18 protein-coding genes are annotated in these 17,782 nt (G+C 70.2%); 7 read left to right on the forward strand and 11 right to left on the reverse strand.

Features of this window, described 5'->3' with window-relative positions:
* Positions 1-63: 63 nt before the first annotated feature.
* A complete protein-coding gene (locus ACZ55A_RS32305; RefSeq protein WP_468847669.1) occupies positions 64-549 on the reverse strand; it encodes an SRPBCC family protein in 486 nt (161 codons plus the stop codon).
* On the reverse strand, positions 537-1,433 hold the full coding sequence (locus ACZ55A_RS32310; protein WP_468847672.1) for an RNA polymerase sigma-70 factor: 897 nt from the start codon (positions 1,431-1,433) through the stop codon (positions 537-539). The genes ACZ55A_RS32305 and ACZ55A_RS32310 overlap by 13 nt, the downstream gene beginning before the upstream one ends.
* A 387-nt stretch (positions 1,434-1,820) precedes the next feature.
* Here ACZ55A_RS32310 and ACZ55A_RS32315 point away from each other — a divergent pair, with 387 nt between their 5' ends.
* Entirely contained in the window at positions 1,821-2,468 is a 648-nt protein-coding gene (locus ACZ55A_RS32315) for a hypothetical protein (protein WP_468847674.1), read from the forward strand.
* A 178-nt stretch (positions 2,469-2,646) separates the two neighbouring features.
* Here the strand turns inward: ACZ55A_RS32315 and ACZ55A_RS32320 are convergent, their stop codons facing one another.
* The 5 genes from ACZ55A_RS32320 to ACZ55A_RS32340 form a co-directional block, all read right to left on the reverse strand.
* A complete protein-coding gene (locus ACZ55A_RS32320) occupies positions 2,647-3,657 on the reverse strand; it encodes a bacteriocin fulvocin C-related protein (protein ID WP_468847677.1) in 1,011 nt (336 codons plus the stop codon).
* Between the two features lie 375 nt (positions 3,658-4,032).
* Positions 4,033-4,647: a GTP-binding protein gene (locus ACZ55A_RS32325; RefSeq protein WP_468847680.1), complete on the reverse strand. Its 615-nt coding sequence runs from the start codon at positions 4,645-4,647 to the stop codon at positions 4,033-4,035.
* Positions 4,595-5,011, reverse strand: a complete 417-nt coding sequence (locus tag ACZ55A_RS32330) for a DUF742 domain-containing protein (protein WP_468847683.1) — start codon at positions 5,009-5,011, stop codon at positions 4,595-4,597. The genes ACZ55A_RS32325 and ACZ55A_RS32330 overlap by 53 nt, the downstream gene beginning before the upstream one ends.
* A gap of 117 nt (positions 5,012-5,128) precedes the next feature.
* Positions 5,129-5,605, reverse strand: a complete 477-nt coding sequence (locus ACZ55A_RS32335; protein WP_468847685.1) for a roadblock/LC7 domain-containing protein — start codon at positions 5,603-5,605, stop codon at positions 5,129-5,131.
* Complete coding sequence (locus ACZ55A_RS32340; protein ID WP_468847933.1) at positions 5,586-7,988, reverse strand: ATP-binding protein; 2,403 nt, start codon at positions 7,986-7,988, stop codon at positions 5,586-5,588. Before ACZ55A_RS32340 ends, ACZ55A_RS32335 begins: the two co-directional genes overlap by 20 nt.
* 565 nt (positions 7,989-8,553) lie before the next feature.
* Here ACZ55A_RS32340 and ACZ55A_RS32345 point away from each other — a divergent pair.
* A complete protein-coding gene (locus ACZ55A_RS32345) occupies positions 8,554-9,690 on the forward strand; it encodes a substrate-binding domain-containing protein (RefSeq protein WP_468847687.1) in 1,137 nt (378 codons plus the stop codon).
* A gap of 50 nt (positions 9,691-9,740) precedes the next feature.
* Here ACZ55A_RS32345 and ACZ55A_RS32350 read toward each other — a convergent pair whose 3' ends face one another.
* The 3 genes from ACZ55A_RS32350 to ACZ55A_RS32360 form a co-directional block, all read right to left on the reverse strand.
* Positions 9,741-10,259, reverse strand: a complete 519-nt coding sequence (locus tag ACZ55A_RS32350; RefSeq protein WP_468847689.1) for a hypothetical protein — start codon at positions 10,257-10,259, stop codon at positions 9,741-9,743.
* A gap of 99 nt (positions 10,260-10,358) precedes the next feature.
* Positions 10,359-10,907 (reverse strand): hypothetical protein, encoded by a 549-nt coding sequence (locus tag ACZ55A_RS32355; RefSeq protein WP_468847692.1) that lies wholly within the window; start codon positions 10,905-10,907, stop codon positions 10,359-10,361.
* 227 nt (positions 10,908-11,134) lie between these two features.
* Positions 11,135-11,596, reverse strand: coding sequence for a MarR family winged helix-turn-helix transcriptional regulator (locus ACZ55A_RS32360; protein WP_468847694.1), 462 nt, complete (start codon positions 11,594-11,596; stop codon positions 11,135-11,137).
* 80 nt (positions 11,597-11,676) lie between these two features.
* Between ACZ55A_RS32360 and ACZ55A_RS32365 the strand changes: the two genes are divergently transcribed.
* The 3 genes from ACZ55A_RS32365 (at position 11,677) to ACZ55A_RS32375 (ending at position 15,656) form a co-directional block, all read left to right on the forward strand.
* The gene (locus tag ACZ55A_RS32365; RefSeq protein WP_468847697.1) at positions 11,677-12,048 is read left to right on the forward strand and encodes a VOC family protein; all 372 of its coding nucleotides are present in this window, start codon (positions 11,677-11,679) and stop codon (positions 12,046-12,048) included.
* Between the two features lie 2 nt (positions 12,049-12,050).
* On the forward strand, positions 12,051-12,998 hold the full coding sequence (locus ACZ55A_RS32370) for a DNA-3-methyladenine glycosylase family protein (protein ID WP_468847699.1): 948 nt from the start codon (positions 12,051-12,053) through the stop codon (positions 12,996-12,998).
* A 258-nt stretch (positions 12,999-13,256) separates the two neighbouring features.
* Positions 13,257-15,656 (forward strand): Orn/Lys/Arg family decarboxylase, encoded by a 2,400-nt coding sequence (locus tag ACZ55A_RS32375; protein ID WP_468847701.1) that lies wholly within the window; start codon positions 13,257-13,259, stop codon positions 15,654-15,656.
* A 205-nt stretch (positions 15,657-15,861) separates the two neighbouring features.
* On the opposite strand, the gene ACZ55A_RS32380 is transcribed toward ACZ55A_RS32375, so the two are convergent.
* Complete coding sequence (locus ACZ55A_RS32380; RefSeq protein ID WP_468847704.1) at positions 15,862-16,245, reverse strand: DUF6907 domain-containing protein; 384 nt, start codon at positions 16,243-16,245, stop codon at positions 15,862-15,864.
* Between the two features lie 525 nt (positions 16,246-16,770).
* Here ACZ55A_RS32380 and ACZ55A_RS32385 point away from each other — a divergent pair.
* Positions 16,771-17,241, forward strand: a complete 471-nt coding sequence (locus tag ACZ55A_RS32385) for a hypothetical protein (protein ID WP_468847705.1) — start codon at positions 16,771-16,773, stop codon at positions 17,239-17,241.
* Positions 17,238-17,774: a hypothetical protein gene (locus ACZ55A_RS32390; RefSeq protein ID WP_468847707.1), complete on the forward strand. Its 537-nt coding sequence runs from the start codon at positions 17,238-17,240 to the stop codon at positions 17,772-17,774. The genes ACZ55A_RS32385 and ACZ55A_RS32390 overlap by 4 nt, the downstream gene beginning before the upstream one ends.
* Positions 17,775-17,782: the final 8 nt, after the last annotated feature.

Consider the following 17,782-nt stretch of genomic DNA (forward strand, 5'->3'; position numbering starts at 1 on the left):
CTCACCTCCGAGAAGGCGTGAGAGGCGATCGGCAGTGGTCGGCTACCGCGACAGGCGCGTCGCTTATCTCCTCCGGCTCCCAGCACCGATTCGGTTCCGGCTGGGGTGTTGGGCCAGTGCGGTGTTGGCGGCGTCGAGGATGTTGCGGAAGGTGCGGGTGATGACGGGTCGCGCGAGGAGACGGGTGAGGAGGGCACCGACCAACGGGACGGGGATCTCGGCGCGGGTGGTCCAGCGCACCTGGATGCCGCCGTCGACCTCGGTGAACGTCATGCGGCCGAGTTCGTGCCTGGACGGCGGCAGACTGCGCTCGACGAGGTACTCGGTGGCGTACGGCGGGTCGTAATGGGTGATGCGTTCCCGGAACCAGCCGATCAGCCAGAGGTGCTTGCGCACCGCGCCGACGCCGTAGGGTGCGGCCTCGCCGCGTCGGGTCAGGCGGCAGCGCAGCACGAGGGGCGAGCTGGTGTAGTTGGTGGTCGTGGTGAGCCAGGCGAATACGTCGTCGATCGGGGCGTCGATGACGCGTTCAACGGTCATGGTTTCCATGGCAGATGTCCTCCTCTGTCGAGTGGGTGCACCGTCTCGGCGCGGTGCAGTTTGTCCGGATTGCGGATGCCGTAGAGGCCGGTGATCCGTCCGTTGTGGATCTCGAATGCGACCAGCCAGTCGAGTTCACCGCCGGTGAGGAACCGTGCTGCGGGCATGCCGTTGTACGTGGCCGGCTCGACGTGGGTCTTCGCGGCGCTGGTGCGGATCACGCCGAGGACGAACCGGGCGACGTCGTCGCGGCCGGTGATCGGGCGGCGGGCGGCGACCGCTTTCCCGCCGCCGTCGGAGATCTGGACGACGTCGGGCGCCAACAGGTCCATCAGCGCCTGCACTTCACCGGTCGCTGCCGCGAGCAGGAACCGCTGGACGATCTCCCGGGTGGCATCGGAGTCAGGATCGAAGCGGCGCCGTCGCGCGTGAACGTGCCGGCGTGCGCGGTGGGCGATCTGCCGGACGGTGACCTCGGTCTTACCGATCGATGCGCCGATCTCGCCGTGGGTGTAGCCGAACACGTCGTGCAGCACGAACACCGCGCGCTCGGCCGGGTTGAGCGTCTCCAGGACGAGCATCATGGCCATCGACACCGACTCGGCCAGGATCGCGTCTTCGCTCACCTCGGGCGCGGTGCGGATCGGCTCGGGCAGCCACGTGCCGACGTATTCCTCGCGCCGTGCCCTGACCGCGCGCAGGTGGTTGAGGGCCTGCCGGGTCACCACGCGGACCAGGTAGGCGCGCGGATGGTCGACCGTGGCCGGATCGACCGCGCTCCACCGCAGATAGCTCTCTTGCAGCACATCCTCGGCGTCGGTGGCGCTACCCAGCAGCTCGTAGGCAATGGTGAACAGCAGCGGACGGTGCTCGGTGAAGGCGTCCTCAGCCATGGCCGACCACCACTCGTTCCCTGGAGCGATGATGACCGATGCACAGTCGCAGTACGGCGGACCGGCAGGCCGGTTTCCCGGTTACCCGCGCCGTCGTCCCCGTGCCCGCCCCTGCTACCAGCACGTTTCGGCACCCCGTCACCACACCCGGCTCCTCTCCTCGGACGCTCATCGAGACACCGCGCACCGGCGAACCGTGACAGTCCGCCACTGTGATTCACCTCATGTGGTGGAGGTGGGTTCGATGGGGCCTGCGTCCTGTGACAGGGAGCTGCGAAGCGAACTGCGACAGCGGACCTTGACCGTTTGCCATCCAAGTTGGACCGGTGGGCTCCCTTGTTGAGCAGCCGGCCATGGGGCGGTGGCCGCGCTTGTAGTCTCCGTCGCATGGCTGAAGCAGACAGCGGGGGACAGCCTGCAACGGGAGGCAGCGAGCCCCCTGATGACGACGCTCCTGCCGACCCCACAGTGCCCTCGCCCACCTGGGCCGAGATCGGGAGGTCAGTGGGTGCGGTGATCACCGTCATCGCAGCGCTCGGAGGGCTGATTCTGGGCATCAGAGCTGAGCAGCGAGCCGATAGGGAGGAGCAGCGGGCGGCCGAGGTGAGCCGGAAAGCCTCCGCCGAGCAGGTCGACTTCTACCGGACTCCGTCCGCAGTGGTTGTGATGAACGGCAACCCGCACGCTGTGTCCATGCGGCTGTTCCTGCCAGGAAGGCAGCTTCGGTGGCAGTTGCGGGGAGTGGCGCCGTGCAAGCAGATCGAGATCCCTCATGCTTCTCTGCGCGGCAGCATGCGTGCTCGGATTCCGTCCGTACGGATCACAGATCGCGAACTGTCCTCGCTGTTGCTCGAGTTCACGGACCCGGAGGGCAGGAGGTGGACCCGCAGTGGCGGGGGAGCGCTGACCCCCTCCGGGAGGGAAACGCGGAAAGCCGGCGGGCGGACAAACGGGGCGGGCGGAGACACCATGGTCGACCTCGGAGAGTCCTGGAACAAGGCCCCGCAGGACTCGCCCAGGTGCGGTGCATCCTGAGAGCGTGCAGCTGCTTCGCCGATTTCGTGCCTGTGTGCCGAGCTGACGTGTGCGTCGTGCCGTCACCGGTAGCGCTGGGTCCTCCTTGCCAAAGGGGCCGGTCCCGGGGCCCTGTTCACCGTGCGAACGGTCATACCGTGCGGTGACCACGTGGCCCGGGACGGCCCCGGACGGCTCGTCACTTGGTGCAGGTTCCGTTGCACTGGTAGAGGCCCAGGAAGCCGCAGCCCGAAGTCACGCTACAGAAGCAGCAGTTGCAGTGCGGGCCCTCCCATACGGTGCACCACACCGACGTGGTGCTGCAATTGCAGGTGGCCTGTGGTGCGGCGGCCGCCTTGCCGCGCTGGGCGGGAGGCGTGTCGGCGGGGCCGAGGGTCACCAGGAGCGCGGCGCTGTCCGTGGTGCCGAAGGCCTCCTTCGCCGCCGACTCCACGGTGGAGATGCGGCGTTGCAGCGCCGAACCCTTGCCCGGCTCGCCGCCCGCGAAGGTGGCCTCGGAGCCCGCCAGGGCCAGTGCGTCCTGCACCACCCGGCTCTGCTGGGCGGTCAGGGACGGGTGCTGGGAACGGAACGCCTCCAGGTGCTCGGTCCACACCCGGCTGCGCTCGGTGGGGGACAGCTCCACCAGTACCGCCTGCCGCACCGCGGAGGGCAGTGGCGCGATGCCGGCGTACGTGCGCGGCAGTTCGTCGCGGTGCGCGGCGACCCAGGACCGGGCCTCCGTCTGCGCCGAGCGTGCGAACGCCGGGGTCTGCCCCGTCACGGTCATCCCGACCGCCGTGCCGACGCCGCCCGCCAGCAGCAGGAAGCGTTTGCGGCTCATCCCGGGGCGGGCCTGTTCCGCGGGCCCGTCAGCGGGCAACGGCCGTCCGGTGCGGGCTGCGTGGCGCAGCTCGCCCAGGGCCATCAGTACCCGGCCGGTCGCCCGCACCCCGAGCCGCCGCAGCATTGGCGGGGTCATCCGGGGGCCCGTCCAGGCGCGCACCGTGCCGTCGGCCACCCGGAGCAGGGTCGGCGCCCACACGGGGTCGGGGCCCACGGCCTCCTCGCGCCACCGCTGCACGTCCGCGTCGGTCAGCGGTAGTACTTCCAGCTTGCCTCCGCTGGCCCGGGCGACGGCGGACGACACCGTCGTACAGGTCCCGCAGGAGGAGTCGAACGCCAGGATCCATCGTGTCGTGGTCAGCATTTCCTGCCCTCTCGTCGGCCGGGTGAGGGGAGCAGCCGCCGGGACGACCGGGCCGGAGCGCCGCGCGGGTGCCGCCCGCGCTGACGGGGCACGGCCCTTCTCAGGAAGAGCCGCGGCAGCGGTAGGTCGCAGAAAGTAGGGAACGGCAACCGCATTCGGACAGTACGTGACTGTGTCGTGCATCCCCGACCGAGAACAGGGGGATTTTGGACATCTTCTCCATATCCACTCAGAGGCTGAGTGAAGGGATAATTGATCAATTTGGGATGCGACGTGCACCGTCCGGGGCGGCGATCAGGTGCGTGGTCGCGGAGCGGTGCTGCGGCCGGAGTTCGGTCCGGCAGTGGGCCGGCCCGGCGGGCAGGGCCCAGGGAGTCAGCCCGCTGCCGTGTTTTCCGCGCGGGACAGGGCGACTTCGAGGACGACCAGCAGTGCGTCCCGGACCGAGCCCGTGTTGCGGGCGTCGAAGACGGTCACCGGTACGTGGTCGGAGACGTCCAGCGCCCAGCGCACCTCGTCGAGGTTGTGGTGGACCTCCCCGTCGAACGCGTTGACGGCGACCGCGAACGGAATGTCCTTGTGCTCGAAGTAGTCCACCGCGGCGTAACAGTCGTCCAGGCGGCGGGTGTCCACGATCACCAGGCCGCCGAGCGCGCCCTCGACCACGTCGTCCCACATGAACCCGAACCGGTCCTGGCCCGGTGTGCCGAACAGATAGAGCTTCAGCGTCGGGTCGATGGTGATGCAGCCGAAGTCCATGGCGACCGTGGTGGTGGTCTTGCCGGGGGTGTGGGAGAGGTCGTCCACGCCTGCCGCGACCTCCGTGATGGCGGCCTCCGTGGTCAGTGGCCGGATCTCGGAGATCGCGCCCACGGCCGTGGTCTTGCCGACGCCGAAGCCACCGGCGATGACCAGCTTGACCGGTACCGGCGGCTGTTCAACCGCTGTCACGGAGTGTGCCCCGTGAGTCGGGGACGGTACGGAGACCATCAATCACCCTTCGCAGTACGGAGATGTCCTGGGCAGTGCCGGCGTTCGGGACGTGCACCGCCAGATGCCCGGCGGTGCACAGGTCCTCCGCCAGCACCCGGACAACGTTGAGGTGGAGGCGCAGCCGGGCGGCCAGTTCCGCCACCGACTGCGGCCGTCGGCAGGCGGCGACGATGTCGTGTTGTTCGAAGGCGAGCGAGTTCAGGACGGAGAGCCCGGACGACGTCGCCACGACCTGGGTCTCGATCGGCAGCGGGGGACCGGTGCCGCCCCCCGCCACCCGGCCGGCGGTCAGCAGGAAGGGCCGGATCGCGGGAGCGCGGCCGGCCGGCTCCGACGGACCCGGGGCGCTGCCCTCCCCCAAGCTCTCGGCTCGGCTCGAGCAGGGGGGACCCCCACCCTCGTCCGGTCCTGGTTCACCGGCGGCCATCATGCTCCTCTTCTCGAACCCTGCATCCCTGCCTCCGCGGTGTGGGACGGGTCAGCGAGCCGGTGCCGCGCCGGCGCTCTTCTTGAGCTCCAGCACCAGTTGGGGGGTGAGTGCGCTGCCGGCCCGGTTGGCGAAGAGGGTCATCTCGTAGGCGATGTTGCCGAGCTTCGCCTCCTTCGAGGTCACCACGCCGAGGACGGCACCGCAGCCGATGGCCGACACCAGCACATGGCCGCCCTCCAGGTCGATGATGACCTTGTTGAGGCCGCCGAGGCCGTAGTTGCCGGACGCACCGGCAGCCAGACTCGTGACGCCCGACACGATCGCTGCCAGCCGCTCGGAGTCGGCCTGCTCGCGCAGCTGGGAGACGGCGATCAGCAGGCCGTCGGAGGACACCGCGATGGCGTCGACGACGCCGGCGGTCTGGGTCGCGAACCGGTCGAGCAGCCAGGTGAAGTCGGCCGCGGCGGCGGTCAGATCAGTGGCTTCCGCCCGCTCGGAACTGCTCTTACCTGTCGGCGTGGTCACTGCCCGACTCCTTCCGGGGTTGCTGGTGTTGCGAGGGTGCTGGATCCGTCGGGGCTGCGGCACTCTCTTGCTCTGCCCTGCGTACGGCGGCCTCGAATTCGTCGAGTTCCGAACGGACCGCATCGGCGTCGACGGGCCGGCGCACGGCCTCGGCCCCACGGTCGGCCGCGGGGGCGGTCATATCGAGCGTCGCGCCCCGTACCCGCCGTCGCAGCGGCCGGCCGGACTGCCCCGGCCGCGGCTCGGACGCGGCGGCGGTGGGCTCCGCGTCCGTGCGGTCCGGCAGGCGCCGGGGGAGTGCGCCCAGCGGGGAGGGGGTGGCCGGGTGCCGTGCGGACGGGGTGCCGGGGGTTCGTACCGGCAGGGGGGTGGCGGTGGCCGGTGCGGGCCCGGGTGCGGGCGCGGTGGGCTCCTGCTCGGGCGTTGCCGGGGGCTCTGGCTCGGCGTCGGCCTCGGGCTGTGCGTAAGTCTCGACCTCGGCGTCGGCCTCGGCCGCGGCCACGGCGGGGGAGGGTGTGGCGGCGGGGCCCACGGCCAGCAGCAGTGCGGAGGGGAGCCAGACGGTGCCGGTGACCCCGCCGCCCGGCGTACGGCTCAGGGAGACCCGTATGCCCGAGCGCCGGGCGAGGTTTCCGACCACGAACAGGCCGAGGACCTTGGTCGGGACGAGGTCGAGCCGTTCCCGGCGGACCAGCCGGGAGTTCTCCTCGTCGAGGCGTTCCGCGCTCATCCCGAGGCCGTGGTCGATGATCTCGATCAGGGCACCACCGTCCGAGGTGACGTCGGTACCGGGCCGGACGACCACCTCGACGGGGGTGTCGGACGGGGAGAACGAGACCGCGTTCTCCAGCAGTTCGGCGAGCATCAGCGTCAGATCGTCGACGATGTCCGGCGCGACGGTGACCTCCGTCTCGGACCGCAGGGACACCCGCTGGTACCCCTCGATCTGGCCGAGACCGGCCCGGATGACGTTGACCAGCGTGGTGGGCCTGGCCTCCATCTCGGGGTCCCGGATGCCGGCGAGCAGCATCAGGCTGTCGGCGTTGCGCTGGAGGCGTACGGCGATGTGGTCGATCCGGTACATCCGCTCCAGGACGTCGGGGTCGGTCTCCTCGCGTTCCACGGCGTCGATCAGCATGAGCTGGCGGGTGGTGAGGTTGCTGACCCGGCGTCCGACGTTGCCGAACATCTCGGCCACATTGCGGCGGCTGAGCACCTGCCGCTCCAGCAGGGCCGCGGCGGTGACCTGCACCTGGTTGAACGCCTCGGCCAGGTGGCCGATCTCGTCGCGGACCGGGACGGGGATCGGCTGCGGCCGCAGCGGGGTGCTGTCCGGCGACTCGTCGTCCTCGACCTTGGCGAGTTCCTCGCCGGCCACGTCGACCACCTGCTGTGCGGCGCCGGTGAGGGCCGCCAGCGGGCGTACGACCGAGCGCCGCACCAGCACGGAGAAGGACAGCCAGGAGGCGAAGCCGAGCAGGGCGAGGCCGAGCATCAGCAGCGCGTTGTGCAGGGCGTTCCGGGAGAGACTGTCGGCCCGGGCGGCGATCTGCTCGATCAGCGACCCGGTGATGTCGAGGCGGGCCTCGGCCTGCCGGGTTCCGGCGGCGATCGCCTTGCGCAGCTGGTCCGGGCTCTGGCCCTGGAGGGAGCCCGGGTCGATCTGGAGCTCCGCGAACTGGGCCTCGATGCCGTTCTCCTCGGCTTCCCGCTCGATCCCGCTCAGGCGCAGGACCTGGTCCGGGTCGGCGATCCTGCCGAAGCGTTGTGTCTGTTCCTCGTAGAGCTTGTGGGCGCCGGTTGCGCGGGTGTACTCCGTGAGCGCGTTGGCGTCCCGGGTCTGGGCGGAGAACACCCCGCTCTCGAAGGCCGCATGGGCGGCGTCGGCGCGCAGCACCGTGTCGAGGAGATGGGTGACCGAGGACGACGAGGTGCCGACGAAGCGGTCGAGGCCGATGCCGTCGATCAGGTAGCCGACCGCGGCGGCGTACGCGGGGTCGATGCCGGCGGCCGGAACCGAGCCCCGCTCGACCTTGTCGCGCAGGACGGCAAGGCCCCGGATGTACTGGAGGGCCCGCGTCTCCTGCTTCGGCAGGCCCGCCCCGAACGCGGAACGCACGGCGCTGACCTGCTCATCGGTGTCCTGCTGTGCCTGGCGGTAGGCGGCGGTCGAGGGCAGGGTGGTGCCGGGCCGGGCCGACTCCTGCTCCACGGACAGCAGGAGCGCCTGCCGGTGTTCGGCCTGTACGTCGTTGATCAGCCTTGTGACCTGCTCGCTGTCACGCACCAACTCCGCGGTCCGGCTGGCGTCCAGGGCCTTGTCCACCTGCGTGTTGACGCCGATGCCCAGCAGTACGCCGACGACCGCGACGGGCGCGATCACCAGGACGTTGAGTTTCCGCCGGAACGGCCATCGGTCCAGGAGCGCGCCCGCCCTCTGGCGGAACCGCGGCCTCAACGGTGAACGCCCGGACAGGTCCGGTTCGTGTGGCGGGTCCGCTGTGTCCGCAGACACCCAGGCCTCCTTACGACGTGCTCCTGAGCGGTGACCGAGGTGTTGTTGGTGCCGACCGCCGACGACCGGGGGCATGACGCTTGCGAAGTTCGCCAAGTTCGCCCGAAATGCGAGCGAAAGGATTGCGCCACACGCCCAACCGGCCGTGAACATTACCGCTTGTGCACGCGCATGCAACACATGACCATCAACGGCCAATCGGTATTCAACTCTTTGTCACATTTGGCCCGTCAGCCCCTGTCGAGCGCCATCGCCCGGCCGGCGGACCGGTGTTCGCAGGGGAGAGCGCGCTGTCCGGATTGTTACGTACGGGGTCGGGCGCCGGCGGCTACGCCTTACCTGCCGGAGGTGGATGCCCCGCGGACCATCGCCACCCGTAACCTGTCTCCCCCCACCCCAACCCGTATCCTCATCCTGCGCTGCGAGGAGCCCCGTGCACCCCACCCGCAAGGCGGTCGTGACAGCCGCCGCACTCCTGGTCATGGCCACCGCCGGCTGCGAGGCCGGCTCCGGCACCACCGCATCCCACAGGAACTCCTCCAAGCCCGGATGCCCCACCGTCCTCGCCAGGGCCAAGCAGGCCGTCAAGAAGGCCGAAGAGGTCAACGCCCCCTGGAGGGGCCCCACCACCGGACCCAAGGCCGTCCACGACAAGAGCGTCGTCTACATCGCCCAGACCCTGACCAACCCGGGCGTCGCCGGCGTCGCCCAAGGTGTCCAGGAAGCCGCCAAGATCGTCGGCTGGCATGCCCGCACCCTCAACGGCCAGGGCACACCCGACGGTCTCCGGGCCGCCTTCAAGCAGGCCCTCCGCCTCAAGCCGGACGGCATCGTGATCAGCGGCTTCGATCCCGGGATAGCCGCAGAGGACGTCAAAAAGGCCAATGCGGCCGGGATTTCGCTGATCGGCTGGCACGCCACCGCGGCTCCCGGCCCCAGTAAGGATCCGCAACTCTTCACCAACATCACCTCCCGGGTCGAGGACGTCGCGAAGATCAGCGCCGACTGGATCATCGCCCGGTCCAACGGCCGTGCGGGCGTCGTGTTGTTCACCGACGCCTCGGTACCCTTCGCGAAGCACAAGTCCGATCTGATCAAGAAGGAGCTCGTCACCTGCTCCGGCACCAAGCTGCTGAGCTACAGCAACATCCCCATCCCCGAGGTCAACCGCCGCTCCATCGGGGAAGTCCGCTCCCTGCTGTCCCGTTTCGGCCGCAAGTGGACCTATTCCGCGGCCATCAACGACCTGTACTTCCAGCACGCCGCGCCCGCCCTGCGCGCCGCGGGCAAGGACGGGGCCGGCGCCCCGTTCAACATCGGTGCCGGTGACGGGGACCCGTCGGCCTTCCAGCGCGTCAACGGCAAGGAGTTCCAGGCCGCCACCGTGCCCGAGCCCCTGTCCGAACAGGGCTGGCAGATCGTCGACGAGTTCAACCGCGCCTTCGCCGACGCCCCGGACAGCGGGTATGTCGCCCCCGTCCACATCGCGACCGGCGCCAACAGCGGCGGCGCACTGTCCTGGGACTCCGAGGGCTACCGCCAGGCCTACCGCAAGATCTGGGGCGACTGACGTGGCCTCGCCGTCCGGGCCGGGGTCGGGGGACGCCGACGCCCGGTCGGTCAGGCCTTGAGCAGACGGTTGAAGAAGGACCGGTAACGCTTGAGGGCGACCCGCAGGTCCTCCGTCGCGACCTCCTCGCCGCGGCGCCACTGGCTTTCGAGCCCCTGCTTGTGTTCGGAGAAGGTCTCGGCGAGCGCCTGCATCACGTCGGCGACCAGCGTGTCCGCTTCACCGACGGCGGCTCGCGGTTCGTCGACGAAGTTGCTCTGGATCTTCTGCCACCTGTCACGGAACTCCTCCTGCTCGCTGCCGAGCAGGGGTTCGTCCGCCTCCTCGGTCCCGGGGGCCCGCTCCTCACCGAGCGGGGAGGCCCGGCCTGCGCCTTCCGCCGGAGCCGGATGCCGGGTACCTGTTGCTTCGCCCGGAAGCGTGGGCGGCGTTCCGGCCGGTGCCTCTTCGGCCGGTGCTTCTCGGGCCGGTGCTTCTTCGGCCCGCGCGTCCGAGGTCCGCCGTGCGCGGGCCAGGTCCTCGGTGGACAGGCCGCCGGTGCCGGGCCCGGGCCGGTCAGTGCTCGCCATCTTTCCGCCTCCGTTCTTGTGCGGGCGGCGGGACGTACGGGTCCGCCGGCGTCCGCGGCGTGGACTCCGTCTCCCGGCTCGCGCCCGGCCGTTCGTGCTCTATCGCTGCGGCCGGTGGCCGTTGTGCAGGAGGTCGTCGAAGAGCGCGCGGTAGTGCACCATGGCCCCCCGCAGCTCCTCCGTGGTCGCCTCGTGCCGGACGCTGCGGCCATTGACCTCGTGGGCGGAGCGGTAGTGCTCCAGGGTGCGCCCGTGTTCGACGGACAGGTCCTTGAGCTGCTGCTCGAACCCCTCGGTCGGATAGCCGCGTTCGCTCATGAGCGCCGTCACCAACCGGTCGGCCTCATGGACCGCTTCGTCGGGCTGGTCGACGAACCGTTCTTGCACATGGCGCCAGTCGTCGGCGTACCGGTCCCGGACCGGCGCCGGCAGCGGCTTGATCTCCAGGGCATCGTGGCGCTCCTCGCGCTCACGCAGCTCGCGCTCGGCCGCCAGACGGCTGTCCTCGGACTCCATGGTCCGCTCGTACTCCGGGCCGAATCGTGCTTGCAGATGCCGGCGGCGTCTCACCATCCAGGCTGCCAGCGCGCACGCCAGCAGCACGACGACGACGGCCACGATGATGGCGATGAGGGTCCCAGTCGACATCGGGTCCTCCGCTTGCAGTCGCTGAGGCTGGATCGATCGGCCGCGGCTGCCGCCTGCGGTCGCGGTTGCCGTGGACCGGCACGTCCTCGCTTTCCGGGAACTGCGCAGGTACGCCCCTCGGGAGCGCCCCGCGCTTCGCTCTCGCACAAGGGTTCCCTTATTACTCTGATCCCCGCCGGTCACGGCGGCAACTGCTGCCGCACCGGCCGCCGCGCCGGGCCGGCGGATCAACCGTCGAGGGCTTCTGCCATGCGGTCGAGGTCGGCGAGGAGGGCGGCCAGCCGCCGCTGCGGGATCGCGTCGACCATCCGCCGCTCGATCGCATAGACGGCGGACCGGGCCGCGTCGAGGCGCCCGCGGCCCTGCGCGGTGAGGTGCGCGGGTAGCGCGCGCCCGTGGTCGGTGGTGGCCGGCCGGGAGATCAGCTCTGCGTCCTGGAGGCCGCGGAGGACGACGTTCATGGACTGCCGGGTGACGAAGGCGCCGCGGGCGAGTTCGGCGTTGGACAGGCCGGGCCACTGGTCGAGGAGTTCGAGGCAGGCGTACTGCGGCACGGTCAGGCCGTGCTCGCGCAGTGCCCTGTCCATGGCGCCGCGTAGCGCCGCGGCGGAGCGTTTGAGGCGGTATCCCACATGCGCGGTGACGTCCTCGGCGGGGTGGGGCGGTTCCACGGACTTCCGTTCTTCCATGTCAGCATTTTGACATAGAGGGTCACCGTGGCTATGTTCTCCTATGTCAAAGTCCTGACATCAAACTTCGAGGAGGATCCATGACTGTCACCGTCGACGGCCCTGACTTCATCGCTCTGCAAGTACGCGATGTCGAGGCGGCGGCCGCTTTCTGCGAGGAGCACCTGGGGCTCCGGCGGGCTCCGGCCTCACCTCCTGGTGCGGTGGTGTTCGCCACCGAGCCGATCCCGTTCGCCGTCCGCGAGCCGCTGCCGGGGGTGGACCTCGACGGTGTCCCGCGGCCCGGTCTCGGCGTGGCCCTGTGGTGGCGCACCACGGACGTCCAGGAACTGCACGACCGGCTCGCCGCCGCCGGGGTGCCGATCATCGGCCCACTCAAGGACAGCCCCTTCGGCCGCGCGTTCACCTTCGCCGGCCCCGAGGGCTACGCGATCACCGCGCACGGAGGCTGACCATGACCGCCGTCGCCCTCACCCCCCGCGGCCCCTTCTCGCTCGCGGCGAGTGTGCGCTTTCTGGAGGGCTTCACCCCCGCGAGCTACCACGACGCGGCGGACGGGATCCTCCGCCTCGCCTTTCCCGCGGACGACGGCCACTCGACGGTCGCCGCCGCGGTACGGCAGGAGGAGGCGGCAGAGGGGGCCGCGGGCCGGGTACGGGCCGAGTTCGCCGTGTACCCCGGCGACGGGGGCGACACCCCGGCGGACCATGTGCACGCCGGCTCCGGGCAGGGCGAGGCCGTCCGGGCCCAGCTCGCCCGCATCCTCTCGCTCGACGTCGACGGCAGCGGCTTCCCCGCACTCGCCGCCGCCGACCCCGTGGTGGCCGGGCTCATGGCCGAGTATCCGGGGCTTCGGCCGGTGTGCTTCCACTCGCCCTACGAAGCGGCCGCATGGGCGGTCCTCGGCCACCGCATCCGCATGACCCAGGCCGCCGCGCTCAAGGCCCGCCTCGCCCGGCAGTACGGACAGCGCGTCGAGGTCGCGGGCCGGACCCTGTACGCCTTCCCCACCCCGCCGGCCCTGCGCGCGATCACCCACGTCCCCGGCCTGCCCGGCGTAAAGACCGAGCGGCTGCACGCACTGGCCGAGGCGGCCGCCGCCGGTGAACTCGACGCCGTACGGCTGCGTGCGATGCCGGCGGACGACGCCCTCGCGATGCTGCGTACCCTTCCCGGCATCGGCCCCTTCTCCGCCGAACTCATCCTCATCCGCGGCGCCGGACACCCCGATGTCTTCCCCCGCCACGAACGGCGCCTGCATGCGTCCCTCTCCGACGCATACGGCCTCAGCGCGACCGGGCCCGACGCCATACGCCGGATGGCCGGGATCGCCGAACGCTGGAAGCCCTACCGCAGTTGGATCGCCCTTCTGCTCCGCGCCCGCGCCGAGCACAAGACCTGAGCAGGCTCCGTGGCTCCCGTAGGGGCCGCGTGCGCCGGAGTCATACGCCCCGGACCGCGCCCTCCAGGCGCGACCACCGCCTCCTCAAACCCCGCCTGCCGGGCGGAAGTTGCGACGTCCGCTGCGCACGCCGTTTTCCCTCATCGGGGTGGTTTCGCCCCGCTCGCGGCGCGCTGTCGCTCTTCGTCCCGTTCACTCTCTGGAGCCCGCATTGTGCGGACCAGCAGACCATAGGGCGATACACGCGGAGGAGCCACCATGGGAGACGGGACAGTCCTGTTCGCGGTACCGGAGCTCCCGGAGAGCGGAGGCACCGGAGCCGAGCAGCTGCGCAGAATCGGCAAAGAGCTGGAGACCGGCGGTTTCGAGGTGCGCTGGGCATCCACGAGCGAGGACGCCCAGGCCGTGCTGCGCACCGAGGCGGGCCTCGCGGCCGCCGTGGTGGACTGGGGGCTTCCGGGGGACGGCAAGGACATCGGCGAGCCGGGCGGGGCCGACGTGCTGCGCCAGACCGACCGGCGCTTCCAGAATCTGCCGGTCTTCCTGGTGACGGCCGGTGAGGACCTGGAACATCTGCCGCTGTGGGTGGCGGAGAGCGTGATCGGCTATATCTGGCCGCTGGAGGACACCCCACGCTTCATCGCCGGACGGATCGCCGGCGCCGCACGCAGCTACCAGGAAGAGCTGCTGCCGCCGTTCTTCAAGGCCCTGCGCCGCTTCGACAACGCGCACGAGTACTCCTGGCACACCCCTGCCCACTCCGGCGGCGTCGCCTTCCTCAAGTCCCCGGTTGGCCGGGCCTTCCACGACTACTTCGGGGAACGGCTGCTGCGCAGCGACCTGTCGATCTCGGTCGAGGAGCTCGGCTCGCTGTTCGAGCACACCGGCCCGGTCGGCGCCGCGGAGCGCAACGCCGCCCGTGTCTTCGGCGCCGACCGCACATACTTCGTCCTCCACGGCGACTCGACCTGCGACCGCATGGTCGGGCACTTCAGCGTCACCCACGACGAGATCGCGCTGGTGGACCGCAACTGCCACAAGTCGGTCCTGCACGGCCTGGTCCTCTCCGGGGCCCGGCCGGTCTACCTGGTCCCCACCCGCAACGGCTACGGGCTGGCGGGCCCCCTGCCGCCCTCCGAGATCCAGGCGGACTCGATCGCGTCCCGGATCGCCCGCAACCCGCTCGTACGGGGCGCGGTCGCCCCGCAGGCCCAGTACGCCGTCCTCACCAACTCCACCTACGACGGCCTGTGTTACGACGCCCTCCAGGTCGCCCGGGCCATCGCCCCCAGCACACCGCGGCTCCACTTCGACGAAGCCTGGTTCGCGTACGCCCGCTTCCACCCGCTCTACGCCGGTCGCTACGGCATGGCGGTGGGTCCGGACACCTTCCCCGGACCCGACCGTCCGACCGTCTTCTCCACCCAGTCGACCCACAAGTTGCTGGCCGCGCTGTCGCAGAGCGCCATGGTGCACGTCAAGTCCGCGCCCCGGGCGCCGGTGGAGCACGACCGGTTCAACGAGGCGTTCATGATGCACGGCACCACCTCGCCGCTGTACCCGATGATCGCCTCCCTGGACGTGGCCGCCGCCATGATGGACGGCCCCCAGGGGCGCTGGCTGATCGACGAGGCGGTGACCGAGGCCGTCCGCTTCCGGCAGACCGTCGTACGCGTCGGCCGGCGCATCGCGGCCGCCGGCGACCGGCCGGGCTGGTTCTTCGGCGTCTGGCAGCCCGAGACCGTGGTCGATCCCGCCTCGGGCGAGCGGCTGCCCTTCGCCGACGCCCCGGCGGAGCTGCTGCGCACCGAACCGTCCTGCTGGCAGCTGGAACCCGGGGCCGAGTGGCACGGCTTCGACGGTCTGACCGAGGGCTACTGCCTGCTCGACCCCGTCAAGGTCACCCTCACCTGCCCCGGTATCGACGCCGACGGGCAGATGGCCGACTGGGGCATCCCCGCGCGCGTCCTGACCGCCTATCTGGCCACCAGGAACATCGTCGTGGAGAAGACCGACAGCTACACCACGCTCATCCTGTTCTCCATGGGCATCACCAAGGGCAAGTGGGGAACCCTGATGGATGCCTTGATGGACTTCAAGACGCTCCACGACCAGGACGCACCGCTGGAGCGCCTGCTGCCCGAGCTGGTCGCCGCCCACCCCCAGCGCTACACCGGCCAGACCTTGCGCGGACTGTGCCAGGAGATGCACGACCATCTGCGCGAGGCCCGCCTGGTCGAACTGCTCGACACCGCCTTCCAGGAACTGCCCGAGCCCGTCACCCCGCCGCAGACCTGCTACCAGCGCCTCATCCGTGGCGGCACCGAACGCGTCCGGCTGGCCGAAGCGGCCGACCGGACCGCCGCCGCCATGGTCACCGTCACCCCACCCGGGATCCCCGTCCTGATGCCCGGCGAGAACACCGGTACCCCCGACGGCCCGCTGCTGCGCTACCTGACCGCCCTGGAATCCTTCGACCGGCGCTTCCCCGGCTTCCACAGCGAGACCCATGGCGTCACCCTCGACCCGGACAACGGCGACTACCTCATCGAATGCGTACGCCGTATCCCGGCCCAGCAGTCCGGAGCTCCGGCCGCGGAGAGCCAGGCGGTCACACCGGTACCGACTCCGGTCAGTTCCCAACTGTCCGCAGACTGACACCGGGGAGTGTGGCGGCACCCTCCTGTCGGGGTGCACCACATGCTTCACGGGCGAGTGGCGCGCAGGTGCCGCGCCGCGTCACTCGCCCCTCCTGCCAACGCCCCGTAAGGCCTGCTACGCATACGAACTCGGCGGGCAGGGCGGCAGGTTGTGCGTGGTTCGCTTGCGACGGCCCCGTGGTGCCGGAGCAGTCGGGCCGGGCTCACACGGAACGTTCCGACCCCGACAACCGGCCACGCCATGCTTCCAACTGCGCCACGGTCCTCAGGAGTTCGTGAATCACCCGGTCGAGCTCGGGGACCGTGGGCGCCTCGAAGCAACCCGTTTCACTGTCGACCTCGACGTAGGGGCCCTTCTGCCCGCCCCCTGGCTCGTCGACCCTGACCAGGCAGAACACCGGGGAACGGAAGTCCATCGCCGTGGGGAGCGTCCAGGTCAGCGGCTCCGCCTCGTGAATGACGCCGTCGCCGTGGCCGTCGCTGTCGGTGTCGATGACCGGCCGTCGCTCCGGCTCGTCATGTCTGATGACACACCAATCCGGGCATGCCCGGTCACTCCCTGTGCCCGTGCGCGGTTCCTCGTCCATATCGGCCAAAATATCGGCTTCTGTCCGGTCGGTGGAGCTCGCGGGCCGTGGTTCGGCCCGTCTTCCGCTGTCGGCCGGTCGTGCAGGCGGGGCTGTGACGGTCCGCGCGTGGTGCGCTGCCGGGTGAAATGGCGATCCGGTGGAGGACGTTGGGCTTGAGCCGCTCCCCTGTGACGGCCCGGGGCCCGTTCCTCCACCGGATCGCTCCGGAGGCGTCAAGTGCGCGAAGGAGCGCACTTCACTGTGGTGCCTGTGGTGCTTGTGAGCTCCGCGATTCCGTGGTCCGGCCCTCGTGGAGAGCCGGAAGGCCGTGAGGCGCCGAGGGGTGCGAGCCGTGTCAGGCGGTGCACACGTTCACGTCTCCCTCCGGGCGGCGCACCCGTAGTCAGTTGTCATGCGCGAAGCGTCCAATATATTGGCACTCTGTCAAGTGTAGGGTCAAGTAGGCTTGTGTAGTGGCCAATCAGTCACTACACAGGGGGCTGACACAGGGTTGACGGGCGGTGCCGGCCGGGGAGCGTGGGCATGGTGGCAGAGGATGGCCGAGGCAACGGGCGCTCGCTGGCCGAGCGGCTGAACGCGTTGTTCGCGAGGGTGCGTTGGGTTGACGCCCATGGCCGCCAGCGGGAGTACTCGACCGCCGAAGTGGCCAAGGCGGTCACCGCCGATCCGTCGCACCCGGCGACGCTGTCGCGGAGCTATCTGGCGATGCTGCGCAACGGCTCGCACACCAACCCGACGTTGAGCGTCCTCGAAGGGCTGGCGAAGTTCTTCGACGACCACCGCGAACCGGAATCGCTCCCCATCACGGTGCAGTGCCTGGTGGCCCAGGAGGACCCCGAAGACGAGCTGTTGCGCCAGCGGCTTGCCGGTCAACAGGTCCGGATGATCGCGATGAGGGCGGGCGCGATGACGCCGGCGATGCGCGAGGAACTGCTCAAGATGATCGACACATTCGACCAGGACGGAACTCCCGACCCCGGCGCGGGGGCATGAGAAAGGACGCCGTGGCCGTACGCGAACGTGAACTCCGGCGCTACTGCAAGCATTTGCTGCGCCAACTCGACATCCAGCCTCCGCTCCAGGTGTACGAGTTATGTCATCGGCTCGGTGAACTCCGGGGCAAGCCCATCCGGTTGATTCCCTGGGCGCTGCCGATACCCGGCCCATTCGGAGTGTGGATGTCCCGGCCGCAGGATGACAGCATCTTCTACCAGGAGGAAACCACCCGCGTACATCAGGACCACATCATCCTGCACGAGGTCGGCCATATCCTCGCCGACCATCAGGACGACGGCGGCGCGGGCGAAGAACTTCCCGACCTCGGCCCGGAATACCCTCGCGATGTGATCCCGCGGGGTTTTCGTCGCACCTGCTACACCGAGGACTATGAACGCGAGGCGGAACTGGTCGCGACGATCATCCAGGAGTGGGCGGTGGTCATCGACTACGCCACCCCACGGACCCCCGAGGATTCCGACCTTCGCTCGCTGCGTTCCGCGCTGAACCCCCGCTGGGGGTGGACGTAATTTTCCAG

It is taken from the genome of Streptomyces sp. NPDC034111 (assembly GCF_055575375.1).

What these genes read in the sequence shown, in the direction of transcription:
- ACZ55A_RS32375 (WP_468847701.1), top strand. Translation starts at nt 13,257, where the DNA reads ATGGGAGACGGGACAGTCCTGTTCGCGGTACCGGAGCTCCCGGAGAGC.
- ACZ55A_RS32390 (WP_468847707.1), top strand. Translation starts at nt 17,238, where the DNA reads ATGAGAAAGGACGCCGTGGCCGTACGCGAACGTGAACTCCGGCGCTAC.
- ACZ55A_RS32325 (WP_468847680.1), bottom strand. Translation starts at nt 4,647, where the DNA reads ATGGTCTCCGTACCGTCCCCGACTCACGGGGCACACTCCGTGACAGCG.
- ACZ55A_RS32305 (WP_468847669.1), bottom strand. Translation starts at nt 549, where the DNA reads ATGGAAACCATGACCGTTGAACGCGTCATCGACGCCCCGATCGACGAC.
- ACZ55A_RS32310 (WP_468847672.1), bottom strand. Translation starts at nt 1,433, where the DNA reads ATGGCTGAGGACGCCTTCACCGAGCACCGTCCGCTGCTGTTCACCATT.
- ACZ55A_RS32385 (WP_468847705.1), top strand. Translation starts at nt 16,771, where the DNA reads ATGGTGGCAGAGGATGGCCGAGGCAACGGGCGCTCGCTGGCCGAGCGG.
- ACZ55A_RS32370 (WP_468847699.1), top strand. Translation starts at nt 12,051, where the DNA reads ATGACCGCCGTCGCCCTCACCCCCCGCGGCCCCTTCTCGCTCGCGGCG.
- ACZ55A_RS32355 (WP_468847692.1), bottom strand. Translation starts at nt 10,907, where the DNA reads ATGTCGACTGGGACCCTCATCGCCATCATCGTGGCCGTCGTCGTCGTG.
- ACZ55A_RS32380 (WP_468847704.1), bottom strand. Translation starts at nt 16,245, where the DNA reads ATGGACGAGGAACCGCGCACGGGCACAGGGAGTGACCGGGCATGCCCG.
- ACZ55A_RS32360 (WP_468847694.1), bottom strand. Translation starts at nt 11,596, where the DNA reads ATGGAAGAACGGAAGTCCGTGGAACCGCCCCACCCCGCCGAGGACGTC.
- ACZ55A_RS32350 (WP_468847689.1), bottom strand. Translation starts at nt 10,259, where the DNA reads ATGGCGAGCACTGACCGGCCCGGGCCCGGCACCGGCGGCCTGTCCACC.
- ACZ55A_RS32315 (WP_468847674.1), top strand. Translation starts at nt 1,821, where the DNA reads ATGGCTGAAGCAGACAGCGGGGGACAGCCTGCAACGGGAGGCAGCGAG.
- ACZ55A_RS32365 (WP_468847697.1), top strand. Translation starts at nt 11,677, where the DNA reads ATGACTGTCACCGTCGACGGCCCTGACTTCATCGCTCTGCAAGTACGC.
- ACZ55A_RS32320 (WP_468847677.1), bottom strand. Translation starts at nt 3,657, where the DNA reads ATGCTGACCACGACACGATGGATCCTGGCGTTCGACTCCTCCTGCGGG.